Raw genomic sequence first — 19261 nt, 5'->3', positions numbered from 1 at the left:
GTTTTTTGTTCTTGTTAGGTATGCCGCTGGAAGATTTCAGCGGCATTTTTTTAGTTATTTTTGTTAAATCTTATCACTCAGGCATGGCTATACTGAGAGCGGTCAGAAAGCCAGCGTTCTATCAGGGCCTTCGCGTTTTCCGGATAATGCTGGTGGATATAGTGGGCAATACGCTGAACTTCAGGGAGCATACTCTGGTCCCGTAATAAATCAGCAATTTTGAATTCGACATTACCGGTTTGACGTGTACCAAGAAGTTCACCCGGCCCGCGGATCTCTAAATCTTTTTGGGCAATGACGAAACCATCATTACTGTCCCGCAGAACCTGCAAACGGATCCTGGCGGTATTGGTCAGCGGTGTTTTATAAAGCAGAACACAATGTGAGGCTATTGCTCCACGCCCGACGCGACCACGAAGCTGGTGTAACTGAGCGAGTCCCAATCGTTCCGGATTATCGATAATCATCAGGCTGGCATTGGGAACATCAACACCAACCTCAATCACTGTTGTCGCAACCAATAGTTGTAGTTCACCACCTTTAAAAGCCTCCATGATGGTTTGCTTTTCAGCTGGCTTCATTCGCCCATGAACTAAACCGATTTTCAATTCAGGCAACGCCAGAGCAAGTTCTTCACTAGTAACCTGAGCCGCTTGTGCTTCCAGAACTTCAGAGTCTTCAATCAGAGTACACACCCAATAAGCCTGACGTCCTTCATCTAAGCAGGCATTTTTAACTCGCTGGATAATCTCATTTCTACGGGTATCGGGAATGGCAACAGTTGTTACAGGTGTCCTCCCCGGAGGAAGTTCATCAATAACGGATGTATCCAAATCGGCATAAGCTGTCATTGCCAGTGTCCGTGGGATTGGTGTGGCAGTCATGATTAATTGATGAGGATGAAAGCCCTGTTCATGCCCTTTTTCCCACAGCGCCAGACGTTGATGAACACCGAAGCGATGCTGTTCATCAATAATTACCAATGCCAGTCCGGCGAATTTAACCTGTTCTTGAAACATAGCATGTGTGCCGACGACCATACTGACCTGTCCGCTGGCAATAGCTTCTTGTTGTGCTTGCCGGGCTTTGCCCTTTTGTTTTCCAGCCAGCCATCCTACCTGAATACCGAGTGGTTCCAGCCACTGGCGAAAAGTGTTGGCATGTTGCTCAGCAAGTAGTTCAGTAGGTGCCATCAGTGCAACCTGTTTACCATGAACGATGGCACGGACTGCCGCCAGTGCTGCAACCAGTGTTTTTCCGGAACCGACATCCCCCTGAATCAGCCTCATCATCGGAACTTCTTTTTCCAGATCATGCTCTATTTCTGCTACCACGCGATCTTGTGCATGAGTCGGTGAAAAGGGGAGCAGAGCCAGTAACCGCTGCTTTAATGAATTATCCGCAGTGAGTGGCTGGGCTTGAAAGCGCTGCGCTCCCGCTCTGACTGCCAGCATACTTAAATGATGAGCCAGTAATTCTTCCAGAATCAGGCGACGTTGAGCCGGATGTCTGCCACTTTCCAAATCAGCTAAGGAAATATCAGGCGGTGGGCGGTGTAACGTATGCAGGGCATTTGAGAGGCTGATAATATTCCGGCTGAACTGCTCCGGTAATAGCTCATTAACGGCGCAGGTATCCAGCAGCTCCAAAGCCTGTTCGATTAATTTACGCAGCGTAGTTTGACGTACTCCCTCTGTGGTAGGATAGACAGGGGTTAAGGTTTCCTGCAAATGGATACGCTCGGCGTGTTGCTGGATTTTGTATTCCGGGTGGATAATTTCAGCACCCTGAGAGCCCCGGCGTATTTCACCATAAGCGATGATATGTTTACCTTCTGCCAGACTGTTTTTCATGGCGGCAGTAAAATTGAAAAAACGCAGGGTTAACACGCCAGTGCCGTCACTGATTTGGCAGGTCATTATACGCCGACGCCCAAAAACGACATTGGTACGTGAAATTTCGCCTGTCACTGTCACATAAATACCGGGCAACACTTCATTGATGGGGTATAGCCGGGTTTGGTCCTCATAACGGAGAGGCAAATGCAGTAATAGATCCTGTAGATTGACCAACCCCAGTTTGGCAAGCTTACCTACCTGACTGGCTCCAACACCCCGTAAAGTTGTTAACGGGATGGCATCAAGTAATCGGCCTTTCATATCTATTCTCCATTAATCCAGTTCTCCATCAATCCGGTTTTCCGTCAGTGTGATTTATTTCCCTGCTGATGGTGCTGTCGTTGCCTGCATTGCTGCCCACCAGGATTCACTTGCTATGATTTGCCCTTGCTTATCAATCAAAGGTTGTTCCAGCCCTTTACGGTGTGAAACTGCCGCTAAAACGGGATATCCCCCTTCAAACAGCAATTTTTGCTGATCTTCCTCAGATAGCGTGCTTTCTTCTCGCTGATACATACCGGCAAGCTGGCGTTGCCGCTGTGCTTCATACAGGATCAGCGCAGAAGCAACGGAGACATTTAGCGACTGAACCATGCCTGCCATAGGAATGACAATATCATGATCTGCCAGAGCAATAGCCTGTTTGGAAATGCCTTTCTTTTCCTGCCCCATAATGATACAGGTAGGTTTAGTGTAATCAATCTGACGGAAATCGACGGCTTTATCAGAAAGATTGGTCGCTAATACCTGCATTCCGGCAGTTTTAAACTGGTTGATAGCCTGCTCAACGGATGAATGAGTTTTTACCTGAACCCAGCTATTACTGCCAGCGGCGGAAGAGAGTTGAGTTCGTAATTGTTGAGTAGGCCAGACGGCGTGGATTTGGTGAATGCCAACTGCATCCGCAGTACGAATCACTGCAGATACATTATGGGGTTTGTGTACTTCTTCTAAACAAATCGTCAGGTCAGGCTGACGCATTGCCATCATCTGACAAATACGTGCATAACGTTTAGGATTCATAACCTCTAATTTCGGTTACGGCTGACTCGTAGTACATCCGGCATGACACGTATCTTGCGCATGATATTTGCCAGCTGGATACGATCTTTGGCAGTCAACCTAATGAAAGCACAATAAACACGGCCATCTTTTTCTTCGGTATTCATGCTTTGGATATTGGAGTTCGCATCATTAATGGCGGCTGTCAGATTTGCCAGTGCACCCTGATGATTAAACATGTCAACTTTAATCTCAGCAATAAAATCGCTGTTGACATCTTTATCCCACTCAACAGGCATGAATTTTTCCGGTTCTTTCTGGTAGCCACGAATATTACGGCAGGATTCGTGATGGATAACCAAACCTTTGCCCGGGCTGATATGAGAAATAATCGGGTCACCGGGGATAGGACGGCAACATTTGGCAAAGGTAATCAGGATACCATCAGCACCTTTGATGGGCAGTTTACGGCTATTATTACTATTATTGTTGCCACTATTACTGTCTGGCATTTTTTCCTTCTCGCCCAACAGATTATGAGCAACAACGACACTCATTGCGTTACCTAAGCCGATTTCTGCCAGCAGATCATCCAGTGAAGTCAGTTTCATTCTTGCCAGTTCTCTGGCAATGTTTTCTTCTGGGATATCGGCAACTTTCAGGCCGTTGCCGAGTGCATGATTAAGCAGACGCCGACCCAGACTGACTGAATCATCCCGTTTTAGGTTTTTCAATAGCTGACGGATCTTAGCGCGTGCTTTAGAGCTGACGACAAAGTTCAGCCATGCGGCATTAGGGCGCGCACTTGGTGCGGTAATAATTTCGACGGTTTGCCCACTGCTGAGGGTTTGAGACAGTGGATAAGGCTGACGATCAACACGGGCCCCGACACAGGCGTGACCGATATCGGTGTGAACGGCATAGGCAAAATCGACAGGTGTCGCCCCTGCCGGCAATTCGACAATACGCCCTTCAGGCGTAAAAACGTAGATCTCATCAGGGAATAGATCAGATTTGACGCTTTCAATGAATTCGAAAGAGCTACCGGCACTTTGCTGAAGCTCCAGCAGGCTTTGCATCCAGCGCTGAGCACGAACCTGAGCAGTCGTACCTGATTCACCCTGCTCTTTATAAGCCCAGTGTGCAGCAACCCCCATTTCAGCCATTTGATCCATATCTTCAGTACGGATTTGTACTTCAACCGGAACTCCGTGTGGGCCGATCAGAGAAGTATGCAGGGACTGATAGCCGTTGGCTTTGGGAATGGCAATATAATCTTTTACCTTACCGGGGCGGGGTTTATACAGGCTGTGCATTTGCCCCAGAACACGGTAACAGGTATCAAGGTTATCGACGATGACACGGAACGCATAAATATCCATGATGGAATGAAAACGCTGTTCTTTCAGGTGCATCTTACGATAGATAGAGTAGAGGTGTTTTTCCCGCCCATTGACGGTACATTTGATGCCGGCATCCGTTAATCTGCCCTCAATTTCTGACAGAATTTTCTGGATCATCTCCTTACGGTTGCCGCGAGCAGCTTTAACTACCTCTTTAATCACCCGGTAACGGTTCGGATACAGAGCTTCAAAACCCAGCTCTTCCAGTTCTGTTTTCAGGTGATGGATACCCAATCGATGGGCTAACGGACTGTAAATTTCCAGCGTTTCCCTGGCGATGCGCCGCCGTTTATCAGGGCGTAAGGAACCAAGGGTTCGCATGTTATGTGTACGGTCTGCCAGTTTGATCAGAATGACACGGATATCCTGTACCATTGCCATGACCATTTTGCGAAAGTTTTCTGCCTGAGCTTCTTTTTTATCACGGAAGTTCAGTTTGTCCAGCTTAGAGACACCTTCCACTAATCCGGCGACAGCTGTCCCGAATAGTTGCTCGATATCCTGAAATGTCGTTGGTGTATCTTCTATGACATCATGCAGAAGTGCCGCCATCAGTGTTTCATGATCAAGGCGCATTTCAGCCAGAATACAGGCAACGGCAACCGGATGAGTAATATATGGCTCACCGCTGGAGCGGGTCTGCCCTTCATGGGCATCCCTAGCTACGATATAAGCCTGCTTCAACAGACCAATCTGATCTTCAGGCAAATATTTAAGAACAAGCTGATTCAGGCTTTCAAACAGGTACAAGGCAGACCTACCGTAAAATTAACGACGACCGTCGGCGATAGCAGAAACAGCGTTGATTTCTGCAGCTTCCTGCTCTTGTTGTTCCTGACGTTCACGAACATCAAGAATTTTATTATTGATAAGACCCTGCTCGATTTCACGCAGAGCGATAACCGTCATCTTATCGTTTTCTTCCGGAACCAGAGGATCTTTTCCGCCTGACTGCAATTGGCGTGCTCGGCGAGCAGCGACCAACACCAGGTCAAAACGGTTACCAATTTTTTCTACTGCGTCTTGAACAGTTACGCGTGCCATATGTGTGCTACTCCACAGATAAATAAGTGACCGGACATGATACTGAAACTTAGTTCAGTCTGCCAATAATTTGCTGATTAACGCATCATGCCGTTGAGCCTGCCTTTCTAAACGCAGGCGTTCTGAACGAATAACCGATTGTAAATCGGCCAGAGCAGTATTGAAATCATCATTGATGATGACGTAATCATACTCGCCATGATGCTCCATTTCAGCGACAGCTTGAGACATGCGTTTAGCAATGACCTCTTCGCTGTCCTGACCGCGCCCGCGCAGGCGGCGGAGTAATTCTTCCCTTGAAGGCGGAAGAATAAAAATACTACGAGCCGCAGGCATTTTCTGACGGATTTGTTGCGCACCCTGCCAGTCAATATCAAGAAAGACGTCAACCCCACTGGCGAGAGTATCTTCGATTACTTTACGGGAAGTGCCGTAATAGTTACCGAAAACACAGGCATGTTCCAAAAATTCATCATGGTTAATCATATTCTGGAATTCATCGGTTGTGACGAAAAAATAATGTTCACCATGATTTTCGCCTGGGCGTGCCGGGCGGGTTGTATGTGAAACAGAAACCTGAGTGTCATACAAAGGCTGGGTGTTTAATAAAGCCTGAATAAGGCTTGATTTGCCTGCTCCACTCGGTGCAGAAACAATATATAACGTTCCTTGGCTCATGCTGATTTCTTGACTGGTTGGGTATTAATAAATGCAAGCGTAGGGATATAAAATCCCACATAGTATACACGGATACGTTAATCCATGCAGCGTTACAATACATGCCTACGAGTGATTCAACAAAATTTTTTATTAACAAACGAAGATTAAAGCGATATTTTGCAAAACAATTCCAGATAAAATAATAGGTTGCAGAAACAAGCTAATAATTTTTCGAGACTCATCGCAAACACTCTTTTTCCTCATTGGTATAGCCAAATTTCTTTATTATTCTTTGCCTGCATTTAAGGAACGTGTGGAGCAAGGATGCTTAATTTTCTCATTATAATATTGATGTTGTTATGTGGAGTGCCGATAGCACTCGCAGCAGATTGTCCCGTCTGGCCAAAGGAAAAACTTCAGCTTGAAATCGAACACCTGACACCACAGGTAGCGCGATGGGAGCAGTTGTATCGCCAGCAGGGGATTAGTGAAATAGATGATGAAATTTACGATCAGCTATTGGAAACCCTGACACACTGGCAGCACTGCCTGAATCTGACACAGAATAATAACGTTGTCATAGCTATTCCGGATAATGGAAAACAGACTCATCCTGTCCAGCATACAGGGTTGCGTAAACTAAAAAGTCTGGAGGAAGTGCGGAAATGGATACAAGGGCGCTCGAAAATCTGGTTACAGCCTAAAATTGATGGTGTTGCGGTAACACTGGTTTATCAGAAGGGGCTGTTGACAGGGTTAATCAGCCGTGGGAATGGAACAGAAGGCACAGACTGGCTGGATAAAAGCAAATTTATATCCAGTATTTCCCAACAGATAAAAAATGCCCCGGAACATATGGTGTTACAAGGCGAGCTTTTTTGGCGACAGAATAATCATCGCCAGTCGGTTGCTGGTAGTCAGGGCGCGCGCAGCAAGGTTGCGGGTTTGATGATGCGTAAGGCCCATTCAGCAGAACTCAGTCAAATAGGGATATTTGTATGGAGCTGGCCGGATGGGCCGGATGAAATGACTGCTAAGCTTGAACAACTGGCTTCCATGGGCTTTCCGGCTACGCAACAATTTAGCCACCCTATTTCTAATGAGGAAGAGGCAGAAAAAAAATGGAAAATGTATTTTACCCATCCTCTCCCTTTTGCTACTGATGGGGTTGTATTAAGGCAAGAGACTGAGCCCGCTGGCAGGCAATGGCGTTCAGGTTCAAACAGCTGGGCTGTTGCATGGAAGTATCCTCTACAGCAACAGGTCACCACAGTAAACGATATTCAATTCAGAATAGGCCGCACAGGGAAAATTTCCGTATTGCTGGAACTGGAAAAGATTCAATTAGATGACAGGCAGATTAGCCGCGTTCATATTGGCTCGGTGACGCGTTGGAAGCATTGGGATGTTTATCCGGGAGATAAAGTAACAATAGCACTGGCAGGGCATGGCATACCAAAACTTGATAAGGTGGTTTGGCGTATAGCTGAACGCAAACATCTTAATCCTCCTGATGCAGAACAATTTCATTCACTCAGTTGTTTTGTATTGAATAATGATGAATGCCAACAGCAGTTTATCGCACGTCTTACATGGATGGGCGAAAAGTTGAAAATGAGGGGAGTGAGCCAAGGTACATGGATGACTTTAGTTACGAGTGACAAGATCAAGAACCTGACAGATTGGTTAGCATTGGATGTCAGCCAACTGGCCGAAATACCAAATATCGGAACTAAGCGTGCTGAATCAATTTTCAATCAATTCCAGCAATCAAAGCAGCAGCCAGCTTCATTATGGCGCGAAGCGATAGGAATGCCTTATGCCAATAAATTTACAAATAAAATAGCTTTGTTCGGAAAGATGCAGTTACCCGAAGTAGAAACACAAAAATATAGTGCTTTATCAGTTAAACAAAGAGCAAAAATTGAGAGATTTTTTCAGCACCCTGATGTTAAAAAATTAGTGGAAGTACTAACTTTACAAGGCATTGATCTATAGATACATCTTTTACAGTCATTGGAGATCAGGAAAATAAAACTGGGGAGTCGAATGAGAGCGTAGGAGCAAAAGTCTGCTTCAAACGCTCAGATTCATATCAGTGATCAGCACCATCGTAATTAAAGATGGGTAATCCAAGACGATAGCGAATAGCTATTAGGCGGGCTGCGAGGCCAGCAATAAGGGTTATGATAATGACGCTGTTGGGGTGTAGTGGAGTATGCAATAAGGCGATATATAACCAAGCAGCAGCAAAGGAGACCCCAGCATAAATTTCTTTCTGAAACACCAGCGGGATGGTATTACAAAACATATCGCGCAGTACGCCACCAAAAACCCCGGTAATAACAGCAGCAATGGCGGCAATTATTGGGCTGTAGTCCATATCCAGTGCGATTTGTGCACCAATAATTGAAAAAACAATCAGGCCGATTGCATCCAGAATAAGAAACAAACGACGCAGGTGTTTCATCATTGGAGCAATCCAAATAGTGAAAACAGCAGCACAGGCAACAGTCACGATATATTCCGGGTTTTGGACCCAGCCAAGTGGGTAATGGCCCAGAATTATGTCACGAACGGAGCCACCACCGATGGCTGTTACAGAAGCGATAATAATCACGCCGAAGACATCCATTTTCCGGCGACCTGCGGCTAAAGCACCCGTCATGGCTTCAGCCGTGATACCAATGATATAAAGGACACTGAGTAGCATAAATTTAGTCAGATGAAAGATAATGAAGAAGTAAGAGTAATGCGGAAATAATAACGCCTCGATTGAAAATTTTTAGTTAAATTTGCATAAAGTTAGTTTTTATTATCCGAATTCCCGCATATTAAGGTGGAAAAAAATGATTTTCAAGGAACGTCAGATTACATTTGATAACCGTAGCCATCAGATAACTAATATAAATATCTGGACTCCTGATAGCCAGTGGCTGGTTTATGATGTACGTCCTAACGGAGCATCTTTTTCTGGCCTGACGATAGAAAAAATTCATATCAGTAACGGCCAGACAGAGATTATTTATCAGGCAAAAGATGGGGCACATGTTGGGGTTGTTACTGTTAGCCCACAAGAGCCGGTACGTTACGCATTTATTCATGGCCCGGAGCACCCGGATAATCACTGGCAATATGATTTTCATCATCGTCGTGGGGTGATTGTTTCCGACAGCGAACCAAGCGTTGCTGTCAATATTGATGCACTGGACATCACCCCTCCTTATACCGCCGGAGCCTTGCGAGGTGGTACACATGTGCATGTTTTCAGTCCTGACAGTAGTCGTTTGAGTTTTACCTATAATGACCATGTTATGCATGAGTTAGATCCTGCTCTTGATTTGCGTAATGTTGCTGTGGCTGTTCCACTAAGAACTGTGATTTCAGTGAAAAAACACCCGAGAGAATACGATGGTCGTTATTTTTCAGTCGTTGTTAGCCAAACCACAACGCATCCATACCCCGGTAGTGATGAGATCAATCGTGCATATGAAGAAGGGTGGGTTGGCCAACAGGGATACCTTAAAGAGAATGGGCAATGGCAGCGTTGGGCACTGGCTTTTATTGGTGATACGTGTGCTGAAAATGGTGAAAAGATCCCTGAAATTTATCTGGTTGACTTACCTGAGTATGATGAGGATTATGCACTCGAAGGTTGCCAGCCATTAGCCGGAACCGAAACGGCATTACCTGCGCCGCCCGCTGGAGTTAAACAGAAACGATTAACTTTCACCCATCAGAATTGTTATCCGGGGGTAGTCAATGTCCCCCGGCATTGGCTCAGAGCATCACCGGATGGTAGTAAAATTTGTTTTCTGATGAGAGATGGCAATGGTGTTATTCAGTTATGGTATATATCTCCAAATGGAGGCGAGCCGGTACAGATCACAGATAATATTCATGACATACAATCGGCATTTAACTGGGATAGGCGGGGGCGGTTTATTACTTTTGTTTGTGATAACAGTGTCATGCTTTGTGACAGTCAAAGTGGGGAGCTCCAGCGGTTAACAGCTCGTACTGATGATGCTCCCTGTGCTGATGCAATCGTGTTTTCACCTGATGGCCGATATATTGCATTTATGCGGGATATTAATGGATATCGTCAGCTTTTCATTGTTGAAACAGGGTTGAAATAGGCACCGTTGTACAATAACGATGCCTGAAAAATAGTAGAAATAAGATAATTTTCAGCCTATACACAATGGATTTCAAGATGCGTCGCGGCGGCACGGGAGTGAATCCCAGGAGCATAGATAACCGTATGTTTATAAAAACGGTGACCGGGGTGAGCGAGCGCAGCCAACAAAGAGGCAACTTGAAAGACGAAGTGTATAATCGATATTGGCAAAATCAGGGTTTATTATTCATCGAGTTTTCTAATATCGATTGTGTGCTGTTTGTGCTTTCTTCCAGTTTTTCAATACGAAGTTTAGGGGATTGCTCCGTTTGATCCTGATTGGAGTGAGCATAATCATAGGGGAGTAAAAGGGTATCTAAAAAGGCAGATAATGGGAGATCGACTACGAGCAGGGGTTTCAGGAACCATCCTGTCTTGTCATCTTTTAACATATTAATATTGGCTTGTGCTCCCGAATAATACCCTTGATTAGGGCCACTGTGAGTCATGATACTGGAGCAGCCTGTTAGCAAAAGCCCCCCAATAATAGTAGAAGGTAATAGAAGCAGTTTATAGTTTTTCATCATTTCCATTCCTTGAGCTCAATGAGTTAATTGCCAATATCCAGAAGTTATATTTATACCTAGTATGATTTTTTCATGAGTAAGCATAAAAATAACTTTTTAATACTATTTACTATAGTTAGGTAATATACAGTTTGCTATAGCACTTATTGTTAAATCCAATAATTTTTTTCGATAAACTTCTTTAATTCTCTGCAATGATTTTCATTTGAAATAAAAACAAAAGTAATTATTTTATTTGAATTTATATTCCAGTATTTCGAGTTGAGTCGTAGTGGAAAAGGTACGAAAAATTCGTCGGAAACAAATTTGTCCTACTAACAAGCGAGCTTGCCTATTAATACTGACCGTCACTGAATCTGGAGACTGTTAGTAGATATTATTTTCTAGCAGAGAGGAAGATTGAAAACAGCGTTGAATAATTAAGTATATGTGTTTGATTCATTAAGTGTGCTTTAGATCACACAATACGGGGTAATTGTCTTAATTTCACATAGTAGAGGCAATTTAAAGTGAAAAAAACCTGTCTATTCAGACCATTATCTTTTTTGTTTTCTGGTTAAATATACCGAGTTCAGGGAAAGTGCATAAACAAGGATCGTTTTCCTTTCCTACTGTGTGTGAAGAATTCTTTTGGGATTCTAATAACTACTGTCCTGTTCTCAGGTAAAAAGTCCTCGTTATCATCTTACTCCCTCACCTTAAATGAGGGAGCTTTTTTTTATAGTCCGATTAACACGCTACTTCCTGATGGGCAATCTCAATTTCTTCGGACAAAATACGGATACCTTCTTCTATTTTTGCCAGATCAGGTACATAGTTCATGCGCATACATTGATGCGCATGAGGCCAGTTATGTTCCAGACCAGGGAAGAAATAATGTCCCGGTACCATTAATACCTTCCGCTTTTTTAAGCGCTGATAAAGGACTTCAGTTGTAATCGGCAGATTTTTGAACCAGAGCCAGAGGAATATTGCCCCTTCTGGTTTATGGATAAGACAGTATTCTTCTGGCAGATAGCGACGAATGATCTCAATGACTTGTTCTACCCGTTTTTTATAAAATGGTTGGATAACATTTTGGGATAAACGGAACAGATCATTACGACGGATCATTTCCAGCGTCATGGCAGGCCCAATGCCCCCCGGAGCCAGACTAATCACACCATTCATATTACTGACTGCCTGAATAATCTTTTCATTGGCAACGATGATTCCACAGCGAGCACCCGGTAGCCCAAGCTTGGACAGGCTCATACATAAAATAATATTCGGGTTCCACAGAGGGGTTGCTTCACTAAAAATAATACCCGGGAATGGCACGCCATAGGCATTATCGATCAGCAGAGGGATTTGATGTTTTTGAGCCAATGCATCCAAACGCAGTAATTCTTCGTCAGTGACAACATTACCCGTAGGATTAGTTGGACGGGAAACACAGATCAGGCTGATATCTTCAGAAATATTCAGGTGGTCAAAATCAACATGATATTTAAACTGCCCATTAGGCAATAATTCAATATTAGGTTTATTAGCAACAAATAAACCTTCATCCAGACCAGAATCAGAATAGCCAATATATTCAGGTGCAAGCGGAAACAGAACCCGTTTTATTGAGCCATTTTCATCACGCCCTGCTAATAAATTAAACAGGTAGAAAAAAGCACTTTGGCTACCATTGGTCAGAGCAATATTCTGTGGATTAACATCCCAACCGAGCTTTTCCTGTAATTCCTGTGCCAGTGCAGCAATTAACGTATTTTTTCCCTGTGGGCCATCGTAATTACACAGGGTTTCAGTTAATTGGCCGTTTAACGCCATATCCGCCAATAGTTGCTGGAAATACTCATCCATTTCAGGAATATGGGCAGGGTTGCCACCACCAAGCATAATCGCGCCGGGTGTTCTCAGGCCCTGGTTGAGATCATTCATCAGGCGCGTAATACCTGACTCTTGTGTGAATTTGTTTCCGAATTGAGAGAATTTCATAACGGCTGTTGCGTCTTTGTTTGTATTTTGTAGGAGTATGGTAAGAAGACACCATAACTCGCGTCTTGTTATATTGTCACCTATTTTTATGCTTCGTTTTTTAAGTTACCTCTTTGTTGAGAGCATATACGCTTATTTTCAGTTTTTTTGTATCGATTATTTCCGACATAAACAGTTTGCAATGTGATCATCCACCAAACCTGAAGCCTGCATAAAAGCATAGCAGGTGGTGCTACCGATAAATTTAAAGCCACGTTTTTTCAGTGCCTTTGAAAGAGCATCAGAAAGGTCAGTTTTGGCTGGTACTTCTGCCAATGTTTCCCAATGATTTATTTGCGGAATACCGTCAACAAATTGCCAGATAAATTCACTGAAATTTTCGCCCTGCTCGGCCATTTTCAGATAGGCGCGGGCATTATCAATAATGGCGTTAATTTTTGCACGGTGGCGGACGATGGCAGGGTTCTGCATTAATTTCTCGACGTCATTTTCACCCATTTCAGCAACTTTTGCCGGATCAAACTGGTGGAAACATTTTCTGTAACCTTCCCGCTTTTTCAAAATCGTAAACCATGATAAACCCGCTTGTTGTCCTTCAAGACAAATCAATTCAAAAAGCTTTTGGCCATCCTTTAATGGTTTTCCCCACTCATTGTCATGGTAGGCCAGATAATCAGGATCTGAGGTAACCCAGCCACAGCGGGTTATGACTTTATTCATGAAGTGCGTATCTCCGTAGGCGTTGGTGAAGAATTACACCAATTTTAGCTGTATGAATATCCATGTAAAGTCATTCGGATAAGATTTTTTTATGTTGTGACAAAATTGGGCGGTGATCAGTGCTGTATATCTTACAGTCAAAGGGTATACTGACTCCTTTCGTTTAAATTCATATACACTTCGTCTTTCAAGTTGCCTCTTTGTTGGCTGCGTTCGCTCACTCCGGTCACACATAGTTATCTATGCTCCCGGGGGGTGACTCCTTTGCCGCCACGACGCATCTTGGAATCCATTGTGTATACGTATCGCGTGCGGATTCAACATGCAAAAGTTTGATACCAAAACCTTTCAGGGCATTATCCTGACATTACAGGATTACTGGGCGCGTCAAGGCTGCACCATTGTCCAACCATTGGATATGGAAGTCGGCGCAGGAACCTCTCATCCTATTACCTGCCTGCGTGCTTTGGGGCCGGAACCTATTGCTGCTGCTTATGTGCAGCCCTCCCGTCGTCCGACTGATGGGCGCTACGGTGAAAACCCGAACCGTCTTCAGCATTACTACCAATTTCAGGTTATCATCAAACCCTCTCCAGAGAATATTCAAGAGCTTTATCTTGGTTCACTGAAAGAGCTGGGGCTTGATCCTACCGTTCACGATATCCGTTTTGTTGAAGATAACTGGGAGAACCCGACTCTGGGTGCATGGGGTCTGGGCTGGGAAGTCTGGCTGAACGGTATGGAAGTGACTCAGTTCACTTATTTCCAGCAGGTTGGTGGTCTTGAGTGTAAGCCTGTTACCGGTGAAATCACTTACGGTCTGGAACGTCTCGCCATGTATATTCAGGGTGTAGACAGTGTTTATGATCTGGTGTGGAGTGATGGCCCGCTGGGTAAGACGACTTATGGTGATATTTATCATCAGAATGAAGTTGAGCAGTCTACTTACAACTTTGAACACGCAGATGTGGATTTTCTGTTCACCTGTTTCGAACAGTATGAAAAAGAAGCGCAGGAGTTGCTGGCACTGGAAACACCTCTGCCACTGCCTGCTTATGAGCGCATTCTGAAAGCGGGTCATACGTTTAACCTGTTGGATGCCCGTAAAGCGATTTCTGTGACTGAACGTCAGCGTTATATCTTGCGTATCCGTACTCTGACCAAAGCAGTTGCTGAAGCTTACTATGCTTCCCGCGAGGCGCTTGGCTTCCCGATGTGTAACAAAAACGGTGTAACAGAAAATTAAGAGGCCATCATGACTCAACAGACTTTCCTTGTGGAAATCGGCACAGAAGAGTTGCCACCAAAGGCGCTGCGTTCACTGGCTGAATCCTTTGCGGCCAATTTTGAAACAGAATTGAACAACGCCAATCTGGGTCATGGTGAAGTTCGCTGGTTTGCTGCTCCGCGTCGTCTGGCGCTGAAGGTGGCCAATCTGGCGGCGGCACAGGCTGATCGTGAAGTAGAAAAACGTGGTCCTGCCATTTCTCAGGCGTTCGATGCGGAAGGGAAACCAACCAAAGCGGCAGAAGGCTGGGCGCGAGGTTGTGGGATCACTGTTGATCAGGCAGAGCGTCTGGTAACCGATAAAGGCGAATGGCTGCTGTATCGGGCACAGGTTAAAGGTTGTGAAGCCAAAGAGTTGCTGGCAGGTATGGTAAGCAGTTCATTGGCTAAACTGCCTATCCCTAAACTGATGCGTTGGGGTGATAAAGAAACTCAGTTCGTCCGTCCTGTTCATACCGTCACTATGCTGCTGGGTAGTGAGGTCATTGAAGGCGAAATTCTGGGTATCAACTCTGATCGTATTATCCGTGGTCATCGTTTTATGGGTGAAGCGCAGTTCACCATTGATAACGCAGAACAGTATCCGGCAATTTTGCAGGAGCGTGGTCGGGTTATTGCAGATTATGAAACGCGTAAAACCCTGATTAAGCGCGATGCAGAGCAGGCAGCGGCCCAGCTTGGTGGTGTGGCGGATTTGACCGACAGCCTGCTGGAAGAAGTGACTTCTCTGGTAGAATGGCCTGTAGTTCTGACGGCAAAATTCGAAGAAAAATTCCTCGAAGTACCGGCGGAAGCACTGGTATATACCATGAAAGGCGATCAGAAATATTTTCCGGTTTACGATAAATCCGGCAAATTGATGGCGAACTTTATTTTTGTCACCAATATTGAATCTTCTGATCCACAGCAGATTATCTCAGGTAATGAAAAAGTAGTCCGTCCACGTCTGGCAGATGCCGAATTCTTCTTTAAGACTGACCGTAAACAGCGTCTGGAAGATAACCTGCCGCGTCTGGAGACTGTTTTGTTCCAGAAACAGTTGGGTACACTGCGTGATAAAACAGACCGCATTCAGGCTCTGGCTGGCTGGATTGCTGACAAGATCGGGGCGGATGTTACTCATGCAACCCGCGCAGGTTTGCTGTCCAAGTGTGACTTAATGACCAACATGGTCTTTGAATTCACTGATACGCAGGGTGTGATGGGTATGCATTATGCCCGTCATGACGGAGAAGCTGAAGATGTGGCTCTGGCGCTGAACGAACAGTATCAGCCACGTTTCTCTGGTGATGAACTGCCATCAACCGGTGTTTCTTGCGCAGTCGCGATTGCCGATAAAATGGATACGCTGGCAGGCATTTTTGGTATCGGCCAGCATCCTAAAGGGGATAAAGACCCATTTGCTTTGCGTCGTGCCGCACTGGGTGTACTGCGTATTATTGTTGAGAAAAAATTACCTCTCGATCTTCAGACTCTGGCAGAAGAAGCTGTACGTCTGTATGGCGATAAACTGACCAATGCAAAAGTTGTGGATGATGTTGTTGAGTTTATGCTCGGCCGCTTCCGCACTTGGTATCAGGAGCTGGGTTACAGCGTTGATACCATTCAGGCAGTTCTGGCGCGTCGTCCGACACAACCAGCCGATTTTGATGCCCGTATGAAAGCGGTAACGCATTTCCGTACGCTGGATGAGGCTGTTTCTCTGGCAGCGGCTAATAAGCGTGTTTCCAACATTCTGGCGAAGTCAGAAGAGAAACTGAGTGATGCAGTTCAGGCTTCAGTACTGAAAGCAGCGGAAGAGATCCAGCTGGCGACTCATCTTGTCGTCCTGAAAGAAAAACTGGCTCCTCTGTTTGCTGAAGGCAATTATCAGGATGCATTGGTCGAATTGGCTTCCCTGCGTGAAGTTGTGGATGCGTTCTTCGATAATGTGATGGTCATGGATGAAGATCTGCAAGTGCGGGTAAATCGTCTGACATTGCTGAGTGAACTGCGTGATCTGTTCCTGCGGGTTGCGGATATTTCACTGTTACAGTAATAAGTAATAGCCGATGAATATTATCGGATTGCTTCCCTCAAAGCCTCGCACTGAGCGAGGCTTTTTTCTGCTGAGATATTGAACACTGCGGATGTGTTATAGGGTAGAATTTGGTTGTATTCTCGTCAAATAACTACTTATCTTTAAAAAGTTATTGACGATCTGCGACGCTGGCAGTAAGATGCGCTTCGTTTTCGGCGAGTAGCGCAGCTTGGTAGCGCAACTGGTTTGGGACCAGTGGGTCGGAGGTTCGAATCCTCTCTCGCCGACCAGCATTCTGAAACCCCGCTCTTTGAGCGGGGTTTTTTCGTATATAGCTGGCGAAAACCAATTCATCATATTCTGATTTATCAACCACCCTTTATCTCGTTCATTAAGCCACTAATGTTGCTTTCATTTTCGAAGCTTTAAAAGGTTATCTCATCTTAATTTTTCAATTTAATGGATAACGCCATTAATTTGTCCTGAATAGGGTGAATTTAAGGTTTTTCTTTTTTTTATTCGTTTTAGCCTCTTACCTCGCTTACTTTCCTGATAACTCTTTTTGCTCATTATTTAAGTATCCGGTCACAAATTTAAAATTATAAACCATAGGATGTAATGCTTTATATAAGTGATATTTTTAGTGTTTTTCTCCGCGTGTGTGTCTCGCGTCATAGTTTATAACTATTTTTGTTAATATTCTTTTGCGTTTGTGTTTTTCTATTGTTTCATATTTTGCTGAGGTTATATTGACGTCAGGCATAACAATTGTTTAATTGATAATCGAAAACAATAACACAGGCCGGGACAGTGATATTTAGGCAGGAAATTCTGGGCTTGGCTAAGGCACAATAAACACCACAAACGGAGCTTATGTAATGATTCTCTCCAAAAAGAAAAAGCCCGGTTTACTGAAATTGGGTATTGGTCTTGTTTCTTTGGCTGTAGCTGCTGGTGTGCAGGCAAAAACACTGGTCTATTGCTCAGAAGGTTCACCTGAAGGTTTTAACCCGCAGTTTTTCACCTCTGGTACCACTTTTGATGCCAGTGCCAGACCAATTTATAACCGTCTGGTAGATTTCAAATTAGGTACAACAGAGATTATTCCCAGTTTGTCTGAACGATGGGACGTTAGTGATGATGGTCAAACCTACACATTCCATTTGCGTAAGGGTGTGAAGTGGCATAGCAGTAAAGATTTCAAGCCAACACGTGATTTCAACGCCGACGATATTATCTTTACCTTTATGAGGCAGAAGGATAAAAATCATCCATATCATCAAGTATCCGGTGGCGGCTATGAATACTTTAGCGGCATGGATATGGAGAATATTATCAATAAAATAGAGAAGGTGGATGACTATACTGTCCGTTTTGTGTTGTCCCGTCCTGAAGCTCCTTTTCTCGCTAATCTGGCAATGGATTTCGCCTCAATTCTTTCCAAAGAATATGCTGATGTCATGATGAAAGCGGGTACGCCGGAAAAAGTCGACCTGAACCCAATTGGTACAGGGCCATTCCAGTTAGTACAGTACCAGAAAGATTCCCGTATTCTTTATAAGGCGTTTAAGGATTATTGGGAAGGACCAGCGAAAATTGACCGTTTAGTCTTCTCTATTACCCCTGATGCTTCTGTTCGTTATGCCAAGCTACAGAAAAATGAATGTCAGGTCATGCCATACCCGAACCCTGCTGATATTGCGAGTATGAAGCAGAACAAAGATATTGTCCTGAAAGAGCAGGCTGGGATGAATGTCGGTTATCTTTCTTACAATGTCACTAAAAAGCCAATGGATAACCTCAAAGTGCGTCAGGCGCTGACGATGGCAGTGAACAAAGATGCCATTATTGAGGCGGTATATCAGGGTGCGGGCCAGAAAGCGAAGAATCTGATCCCTCCTACAATGTGGGGTTATAACGATGATATCAAAGATTATGCTTATGATCCGGTTAAGGCTAAAGAGCTGCTGAAAGAAGCTGGTTTCGCGAATGGTTTCGAGACCGATCTTTGGGCAATGCCGGTACAACGCCCTTATAACCCGAATGCGCGCCGTATGGCGGAAATAATTCAGGCTGACTGGGCCAAAATTGGAGTAAAAGCCAAAATAGTCAGTTATGAATGGGGTGAATATCTGAAACGGGCGAAAGATGGTGAACCTCAAAACGTTATGATGGGCTGGACAGGGGATAATGGAGATCCTGATAATTTCTTTGGTACGTTGTTTAGTTGCGCAGCTAAAGATCAGGGTTCTAACTATTCAAAATGGTGTGATAAACAATTTGAAGACATCATTCTGCCTGCCCGTAAAACAGCTGATGTTGCCAAACGCACTGAGCTTTATAAGCAAGCGCAAGTAGTGATGCATGAACAGGTTCCGGCGTTGATTGTTGCCCACTCTACGGTTTATGAACCTATTCGTAAGGAAGTGAAAGGCTATGTGGTTGATCCGCTGGGCAAGCACCTCTTTTACAACGTAGACCTCGAATAATTCTGTTTTTCATTTGTTATGACTGCCATCCCCCGAATTTCTTCG

At 44.6% G+C, this 19261-nt stretch carries 14 protein-coding genes and 1 tRNA gene; 6 read left to right on the top strand and 9 right to left on the bottom strand.

The genetic code is table 11. The features are described from left to right. Window positions 1-77 precede the first annotated feature (77 nt). Genes recG through gmk form a run of 5 tightly spaced genes read right to left on the bottom strand, consistent with a single transcriptional unit; the run spans window position 78 to window position 6025 of the window. The gene (recG, locus tag AACS92_RS21290) at window positions 78-2159 is read right to left on the bottom strand and encodes an ATP-dependent DNA helicase RecG (protein WP_099109499.1); all 2082 of its coding nucleotides are present in this window, start codon (window positions 2157-2159) and stop codon (window positions 78-80) included. Window positions 2160-2213: 54 nt separating this feature from the next. After that, entirely contained in the window at window positions 2214-2921 is a 708-nt protein-coding gene (gene trmH / locus AACS92_RS21285; protein ID WP_099109498.1) for a tRNA (guanosine(18)-2'-O)-methyltransferase TrmH, read from the bottom strand. 5 nt (window positions 2922-2926) lie between these two features. Continuing rightward, window positions 2927-5053, bottom strand: coding sequence for a bifunctional GTP diphosphokinase/guanosine-3',5'-bis pyrophosphate 3'-pyrophosphohydrolase (spoT, locus tag AACS92_RS21280; RefSeq protein WP_099109497.1), 2127 nt, complete (start codon window positions 5051-5053; stop codon window positions 2927-2929). 18 nt (window positions 5054-5071) lie between these two features. Continuing rightward, entirely contained in the window at window positions 5072-5347 is a 276-nt protein-coding gene (gene rpoZ / locus AACS92_RS21275) for a DNA-directed RNA polymerase subunit omega (RefSeq protein ID WP_086954696.1), read from the bottom strand. Between the two features lie 54 nt (window positions 5348-5401). Further along, a complete protein-coding gene (gene gmk, locus AACS92_RS21270) occupies window positions 5402-6025 on the bottom strand; it encodes a guanylate kinase (protein WP_099109496.1) in 624 nt (207 codons plus the stop codon). 306 nt (window positions 6026-6331) lie between these two features. On the opposite strand from gmk, the gene ligB reads away from it, so the two are divergent. Further along, entirely contained in the window at window positions 6332-8005 is a 1674-nt protein-coding gene (ligB, locus tag AACS92_RS21265) for an NAD-dependent DNA ligase LigB (RefSeq protein ID WP_099109495.1), read from the top strand. A 97-nt stretch (window positions 8006-8102) separates the two neighbouring features. Here ligB and AACS92_RS21260 read toward each other — a convergent pair whose 3' ends face one another. Beyond that, complete coding sequence (locus AACS92_RS21260) at window positions 8103-8720, bottom strand: trimeric intracellular cation channel family protein (RefSeq protein ID WP_099109494.1); 618 nt, start codon at window positions 8718-8720, stop codon at window positions 8103-8105. A 136-nt stretch (window positions 8721-8856) separates the two neighbouring features. Here AACS92_RS21260 and AACS92_RS21255 point away from each other — a divergent pair, with 136 nt between their 5' ends. Continuing rightward, window positions 8857-10146, top strand: coding sequence for a DUF3748 domain-containing protein (locus AACS92_RS21255; RefSeq protein ID WP_099109493.1), 1290 nt, complete (start codon window positions 8857-8859; stop codon window positions 10144-10146). A gap of 214 nt (window positions 10147-10360) precedes the next feature. Here AACS92_RS21255 and AACS92_RS21250 read toward each other — a convergent pair whose 3' ends face one another. From AACS92_RS21250 to AACS92_RS21240, 3 genes are all read right to left on the bottom strand, one after another. After that, window positions 10361-10711: a YceK/YidQ family lipoprotein gene (locus tag AACS92_RS21250; protein ID WP_193756907.1), complete on the bottom strand. Its 351-nt coding sequence runs from the start codon at window positions 10709-10711 to the stop codon at window positions 10361-10363. Window positions 10712-11443: 732 nt separating this feature from the next. Next, complete coding sequence (locus tag AACS92_RS21245) at window positions 11444-12700, bottom strand: valine--pyruvate transaminase (RefSeq protein ID WP_099109491.1); 1257 nt, start codon at window positions 12698-12700, stop codon at window positions 11444-11446. Between the two features lie 156 nt (window positions 12701-12856). Then, on the bottom strand, window positions 12857-13420 hold the full coding sequence (locus AACS92_RS21240; RefSeq protein ID WP_099109490.1) for a DNA-3-methyladenine glycosylase I: 564 nt from the start codon (window positions 13418-13420) through the stop codon (window positions 12857-12859). Between the two features lie 322 nt (window positions 13421-13742). Here AACS92_RS21240 and glyQ point away from each other — a divergent pair, with 322 nt between their 5' ends. From glyQ to dppA, 4 genes are all read left to right on the top strand, one after another. Next, window positions 13743-14666 (top strand): glycine--tRNA ligase subunit alpha, encoded by a 924-nt coding sequence (gene glyQ / locus AACS92_RS21235; RefSeq protein WP_099109489.1) that lies wholly within the window; start codon window positions 13743-13745, stop codon window positions 14664-14666. Between the two features lie 9 nt (window positions 14667-14675). Beyond that, window positions 14676-16745, top strand: a complete 2070-nt coding sequence (gene glyS / locus AACS92_RS21230; protein ID WP_099109488.1) for a glycine--tRNA ligase subunit beta — start codon at window positions 14676-14678, stop codon at window positions 16743-16745. Window positions 16746-16940: 195 nt separating this feature from the next. After that, window positions 16941-17017, top strand: a tRNA-Pro gene (locus tag AACS92_RS21225). A gap of 588 nt (window positions 17018-17605) precedes the next feature. Next, a complete protein-coding gene (dppA, locus tag AACS92_RS21220) occupies window positions 17606-19216 on the top strand; it encodes a dipeptide ABC transporter periplasmic-binding protein DppA (protein WP_099109487.1) in 1611 nt (536 codons plus the stop codon). Window positions 19217-19261 lie beyond the last annotated feature (45 nt).

Origin of the sequence: Xenorhabdus sp. KJ12.1, from assembly GCF_963876495.1 — a bacterium.
Taxonomy (GTDB): Bacteria; Pseudomonadota; Gammaproteobacteria; order Enterobacterales; family Enterobacteriaceae; genus Xenorhabdus; species Xenorhabdus stockiae.
Note: the sequence above shows the minus strand (reverse complement) of the source record. Positions and strands in the feature narration are given on the sequence as shown.